Source organism: Flavivirga jejuensis (genome assembly GCF_030540765.1).
GTDB classification, from domain to species: Bacteria; Bacteroidota; Bacteroidia; order Flavobacteriales; family Flavobacteriaceae; genus Flavivirga; species Flavivirga jejuensis.
Genome location: NZ_JAUOEL010000019.1, coordinates 1 through 6,940, shown reverse-complemented (window position 1 = coordinate 6,940; position 6,940 = coordinate 1). Strand labels below are relative to the sequence as shown.

2 protein-coding genes are annotated in these 6,940 nt (G+C 31.7%); one reads left to right on the top strand and one right to left on the bottom strand.

The window, feature by feature from the left end:
* Positions 1-22: 22 nt before the first annotated feature.
* Complete coding sequence (locus Q4Q40_RS23925) at positions 23-2,695, top strand: pyridoxal-dependent decarboxylase (RefSeq protein WP_303304581.1); 2,673 nt, start codon at positions 23-25, stop codon at positions 2,693-2,695.
* Positions 2,696-2,697: 2 nt separating this feature from the next.
* Here Q4Q40_RS23925 and Q4Q40_RS23920 read toward each other — a convergent pair whose 3' ends face one another.
* Positions 2,698-6,918: an SIR2 family protein gene (locus Q4Q40_RS23920; protein ID WP_303304580.1), complete on the bottom strand. Its 4,221-nt coding sequence runs from the start codon at positions 6,916-6,918 to the stop codon at positions 2,698-2,700.
* Positions 6,919-6,940 lie beyond the last annotated feature (22 nt).

Below are 6,940 nucleotides of genomic sequence, written 5' to 3'. Positions count from 1 at the left end.
GAATAACGGATAACTATTTATTATGGGTGTTTGGAAAATTCTAATCATACTATCGTCAACTAATCACAATACAAAAAAATCATTACAAAAATTATCAAAAAAGATTAGACAGATTGATGATGAAATAATTCAATGGCATACTATAGTAGATCCAAATCAATTGGAAATTGAAGAGATTATCCAAGAACACAAGTACCTCTTTGTAATTAATACCTGCAGATTTCCTAGTATCAATCGTCGAGAACAGAAGTTTATTCATGATAAATTTAATATCCTTCAATTTCTTAATCATCTTGATTTGAAGATTTTTGGTAATGGTTATCTCAATGGACTTTTTGCTCTAGATACTCCAGCAGTTTTTAAATCCGCTTCCAAAGAACTAAATCCTAGAGTTTTTACTCGATTGAAACAATTGAAATTAAATTCAACTTTCCCAACAGAGTTTCCCGTCTCGATTAGGCCATATTCGAAAATTTTAATAGATGAGTCAAAAACTCTAATTGCAAAATCAGAAGAAGAATTTAATTCTATTATTGCAGGAATTTTTGATAGCCAAAGTAATGTAGATGAAATAATTGTCCATAAGGCACTACAAGATAAAATAAAGTATACGGTTTCAATTATTGGAAATCCACCAAGAAACTTGTGTTTAATTTGTAAGACTTCGGCAGATGGTTTTCAAACATTAAAAGTAGATGAAACAATTACCCAAGAACTGGAATCAAAGGCTTTGTGTTTATTTGAAAAATATGGACTCAAAGATTACGGCCAGTTTGAATTCAAACTTGACCTGAGACAAGAAAATATACACCTCAGCAATTTGGATTTCAGTAATGTGTTGAATGATGATATTCTGTTTTACTTGCTTGAACGGTATGAAATGCGTGTACCTGACATTTTAAAATTATTACTGCTTATTTACTTCACTTCCAGATTTGACGAAATAGAAAATAACCTAATAATTCAATTAGCAACGGATTTACCTAATGCTGTTGTGTCAGAATTAATGCCTTTGAACTTGATTAAGAATATTAATAAAAATTACAGTTATAAAGATGTTCAAAATGAATTGAGGAAGAGGTTCTTATCACCAAATGAGGATAACAGAAAACAAATCATGAAAATGATAGAAACTTCATTTTCCAAAATTCCAAACCCGAACCGTGAATCTCCGTTTCTGGGTAGAACGAACTCAGGTCATTCTTTTTTAGAAAAATATGAAATGATACCTGAAGAAGTTCAAAATGATCAAATTGTTTTAAATGAATCGATGCAAGTTCTTGATGGCCAATTAAGATGGCATTCGCCTTCTGTTTTATTTAATGTTTTTCCAGCAACCATGCTAAATACTATTGCGTCTTCGACCATAATCAATACTTATAATCCTGTTGCCATGACTAAAATTACAAGTGCAGGAGTGCTGAAAATGGAGAAACAGATTGTGAGGCAGATTGCAAATCTTATAGGTTGGAATAAATACGAAGCTACAGGTACCTTTACCTATGGTGGTAAAGCATGTATGGCTTATGGAATTAAACTAGGGTTAAACAGAAGTATTAGAAATGCCGATTCCGATAAATCTCCAGTAGTGATTTGTTCTCAAGTTGCTCATTTTTCAATTGAATCAATTTGTTTACAATTAGGAATTTCTCAAGATTCAGTTATTCGAATTCCGTTAGCATCTTCTCGAACAATCGATTTTGTTTTATTTGAGAAATGCCTCCAAGAATTATTAGAGGCTAAAGTTCCAATAGCTTGCATTGTGCTTTCTGGCGGGAATACAACGCATAATGAAGTTGAAGATATAAAGAAAGTTTATAATATAGTAGAAAGACTTAAAGAGAAATTTTCATTAAATTATTTTCCATTTCTATATTTTGATCTCGTCGTGGGTTGGCCATGGTTATTTTATAAATATTATGATTTTGGATTGAATAATTTGAAAATTGATCCAGTAACAATTGGAAAAATCAAAATCGTCTATGATGGTATAAAGAACTCTCATTTAATTGATGCTGCTGGAATTGACTTTCACAAAGGAGGTTTTTCCCCTCACACAAATAGTCTTTTTGTCACTAGGCAAGCTTCCGATTTGCACCTAATATTCGATAATAAAATTGATGAAGGTAATAGAGAACCGTTTCATTATACCTTTAGTAATTCGAGAGGTTCTACAGCAATAGTTGCAGCCTGGAATGTTCTACAAAGCATCGGAATAGAGGGGTTTCAGGCTTACATTGCAAATATGGTAAGTGTTGCTGGTACCTTCGCTAATACTCTCCCTCATCATGGATTCGAGGTATTGAGAAAAGATGAATCGACGGGTTTCGCGACAATCATATGGAGTAGTATGCTTACTCATATAAATGATTTTTCAGAATTATTCAATGCGGATAAGTCGTCAATTCAAGAAAATAATAAACTATTATATTATTTCACTAAGTATCTTAGTGATAACGAAATTGACTCAGAAAACAAACACTATTTCGTTAGGTTTTTAGACGGTTATGAATATAATACGAATGGAGTTGCAATCGCTGCATTTGCCTTATTGCCAATGACTATTCAAATCACTAATGAGAAAGCCTCAAACATTGTAAATGATATGGGTTACATAAGAAATGATTTTCTTTCAAGAATTAGTTCTGACCCTTCCATAATGTCAGGTTCAATTCCAATAGATGTCCCTAGATAAAATTACTTATCAACCAATTTCAATATTCGGTCTCTCAATGATAGATTACTTACTAAAAGAATATTCTCACTCAAAGTATATCTCTTATAGTAATCATTTGCGCTGTCGATACTTTCTAAAGCCTCATTGATATCTGATTCTTGTAAATACGAAGTTTTTAAGAATTTTCGATATAGCATTCTGCTCTTGAAATCGTAGCACTTGGCTAATTTATTTCTAATTTTTAATTGTATTGCTTTGGCAGTCGCTTGAGCTATTAGCGAGTATGCCAAATCAAAATCCCCTAAATACTCATAGTAATAAGCTTTACTCAATAGGTAATCCGTTTCATAAGGGGTGGAAAAATGCTGAAAAAGATGATCTAATTCATTGATCATGCTTTCACATTCCTGAATCCCTTTCGGTTCTATTGTGTAAGAGTAACTGACGTAAGTATTTATTTTTTCTGGGATGACTCCAGTAAAAAGAAAAATAGCATTTAAATTCAGTAAGTGTTGAATGGAATCATTATATAATCTCAATGCCTCATTACATAAATCGTCAATTTCTTCTAAATCACTTTGTGTCAAATCACTTTTTAGAATGAAACCAAATTGTAATTTATCAAACATCATTTTATTAAGCGTATTAGCTTTTTGTTCGTATATCCTAGCTAACACATACGGATCTTTTATGCTTAATTCATTACCCAAAAGGGAATCATAAATTGATAGAGTTTTGTTTACAATTCCACTATGATTCAAAGCTCTTCCCAATTCAATTCCTATTTCCGTCATTAATGTAAAATCGCCACTACTCTTTTCTTTCTGATACGGTGTTTCTAATATTTCAATACATTTTTTGCTGTAACCTAGTTCCATCGCGATAACAGCAAAATGAATATTTAATTTAGACTCTAAGATCTTATTTGATCCATCAAGCATTTTCAAAGAATTCTCTACAATATTCTGTGCCTTTTCATACTCGTTTTTAAAATGAAAAACTCTGGATTGGAAGTATAGAAGGTAAGCTTGATGTTCTAAAGTAATTATATGTTCAAGCTTCATGTTCAGTAATTCAGTAATCATCGTATTGATATAGTCTGTCACAGAAAAGTCTAATAAAACCATATCAATTCCCCGTATTAAAACATTGATTACTTTCTTACTTTCATTTAGATCATCTGGATTCAATAAATATGTGAGATGATTTTTTAAGTTCTTCGAATAAAACAAAGTTTCAACCACAATTTGAGGAAGCAAGATATTATGGTCCTTAAAAAATTTGGAAGAAATATATTTGAATATGTTTAATTTTTTCTTAGTTAAAAGACTAAGTAAATATTGAGTTAGCCCTTTTTGGTATATGACATTTAAATTTATCAAGCCTATTACTTTTTCATAGAATTCGAATCCTAAATGCTCGAATTCTTCAATATATTCTTTAAAAAAGAATTCTTCAATCTTGTCATGTTGAAAAGCAATTCTGTCAAGATTTGAATAGTCTTTAATAAAAATATTTAGATCAGTCATTTTACTGATCGTCACGGAATAATGATTATGATGTTGTGGTGAAAGCCTATCTAAAATTTTAAACTTTGTGACATCAAGATTTACAGATTGATTATCAACAATTAAATCAAAATATGCATATACAATCTTTCTAGCTGAGTGCATGTCAGAATCACCTAGTCGTTCCAACATTGTAGTTGAAAAGTTATCGTAAATACTGTCTAGATTTCTTGAAATTTCTTTTTCTGACAAAGAATTTAGTGTCTCTGCAGCCAAAGCAACGAAAAATGGAGTAGTAAACTCGATATTATTCTGTCTAAGAAATATAGAGGAATAAGGATCATTAATTCCAAATATTTTTTTAGGAGCTTTGTCGAAATAAACTTCGATTAATTCTTTTATATCCTCCTCTTCGAGTGGTTTGACTTTATAACTTGAGTCATCATCTGACAGTTGTTCACTATGCGTATTCCCACCGCTAAAGAAGTGTATCGGATTCAGTTTAGTGTATGTCGCATTCTTATATTGATGATAAGCATTTTCTCTACATGTTATTATCAATTTGATTCTGTGACATTTTTCTTGGTGAATTTGATCTGCGAGAGTTAATAATTTAATGTAGTGCTCTTTTTGTACTTCTAATGATCCAGAGATTTCATTAAGACCATCAAAAATTAGGACAAGGATTTTACCCCTGACTTCTAATGAGTCATTGATTTGTAATAGAAGTCCTTTTGAAATGCCATTTATTTTTAAGAATGAATTTAGACCTATACCATCGATAAATGTATTTTTAGGTGAAACAATAATAGTTTCTATTTGATCCTTTTGCTGTTGAAGCGTGGAAAAATTTTGTAGAGCTTTAGTTTTTCCACTTCCACTAGATCCAACAATAAACATTGCGGAGTAGTCAGACTGAATGAATTGTACAAGATCCAAATCTAATTGAAGGTTTACATGCGTTTTTTTCGATGCGCTAAAAACATCTCCAATCTGAAGAAATGCTTTAGTACTAATCATAGATCTTCTTTTAATGAATGAATCTAGATTGGTAGGGGAATCAGCTGAATCCAGTCCAATTTGACTTAACTCAATTTTTATAAATAACCATTTTGAATCTAGAATTAGAAATTGCTTATCTCCTTCCGAGAGGACTTCCTGACTTAGAATACTTGGTATATCAGATAGATAATTATTAAGAAGATGTTTAGAATCAGTTCGATTAATAGGACCTAGCTCCAACTTTAATTTGGCAGGCCCTAATTCTATTTTTTCAAAATTGCCTTGAAGAAATAACCTAATTCGATGTTTTGTATCTGACCTTGTGGTATCAAGTTGATTATTTGGAACTAATAAAGATAAAAAACCTACAACACCCAATAATTCATTGAATTCCGTTAGAGGGATATCACGAGACTCTACACTTAGTCGATTCCTCATGTCTAGCTTAACAATATCTGAAAATTCAATTTCTGGATTGACGATTTTCTCAATGGCAGCCCAAAAAGAGTCATTTAATATGTCATCATAATTTCCTGTGTCCTGTAATTCAGACTTCATTAGCGATATAAATTTTTCTAAAGCAATACCGTTTCCAGAAGTACGAACCTTGATTTCAATCGCGACACCAAGAATTAGAGCATCTATTTCATTATTTGGTATTTGTAGTAGTTCCCTCGGTAGTCGTTTGCTATTGAAGAAAAAAAGATATGAGTAAAGCAGGTCCTCATAATTTTTTGAATAATTAGGAAAATCGACTTTCCACCTTAACCTCCTTTGTATACAATGAGTTATATTCAATACATCTAAAAATAATTCATATAGTCGACCATAAATTGAAAGTAACTCTAGAATTGATGTATTGGACCACCCTTTACTTAGATTAGTTTCTTTTGACTTTATTATTGTTGTTTTATTAGGAGAGATCAAAAAGTTTTGGAGTTTTTGCAACAGGCTATTGAAATCTCCAAACTCCTTCCCTGACAAGAAATTACTACTAGACTTTCTTTTATTCATGAAATCTAGTACTTGACCGGTTGTGTAGTGATCTCCTCGATCTAATTCATAGAGATCTACCCAATAAACTGCAAATTCATCCAAAGTACTGATAGCATTCATTAATCCTATGTCTTGCCCTCTATAACCAATAAATACTACTGTTCCTGCCGTCTTTTCCAAGAGATCTTTTTGAAGCGAATCTGGAAGTCTGATTAGTTCATTTGGAGCAAAGCGAAAGCTTCCATGATTTAAATCTCCATGAACTTTCAATAAATTAAATTTTGGGTCTGTTCCTATCTGGAAATAATCATTGTCACCGACTCTTTTATTATATGATGTTCCTTCCAACGCTTTTTCTAGGAGCAGATCAAAATTGGTTGTAACAATATTGTGTATAAAACCTTCCTCTATTAAGAACCTTAAACTTTTATGGCCTTCAGACGGTTCTGTATTAAGTAGTTTCTTACGTAAGAGTATTTCTTGTTCTTTCTTAGCTTTTCCACTCCATACAACATTAATAAAACTTTGATAAAGTTTTTCCCAATGGTAATTATTGGCATCCATTACTCCATGTTCATGTAGACATTGGACCATTATTCCCCGAGTAGATATATCTCTTGAACTAGAAGCCAGGGAACAACCTGCTCCTAAAATTATGGTACTTTGTTTGGATCGTTTTAGTTCTCTCAATGCATAACATAACCGTAAAAACACATTTTCCTGTCCACTACCCATAATAAATAGTTATCCGTTATTC

Coding starts and splice junctions, on each gene's coding strand:
- Q4Q40_RS23925 (WP_303304581.1), top strand. CDS start 23: ATGGGTGTTTGGAAAATTCTAATCATACTATCGTCAACTAATCACAAT.
- Q4Q40_RS23920 (WP_303304580.1), bottom strand. CDS start 6,918: ATGGGTAGTGGACAGGAAAATGTGTTTTTACGGTTATGTTATGCATTG.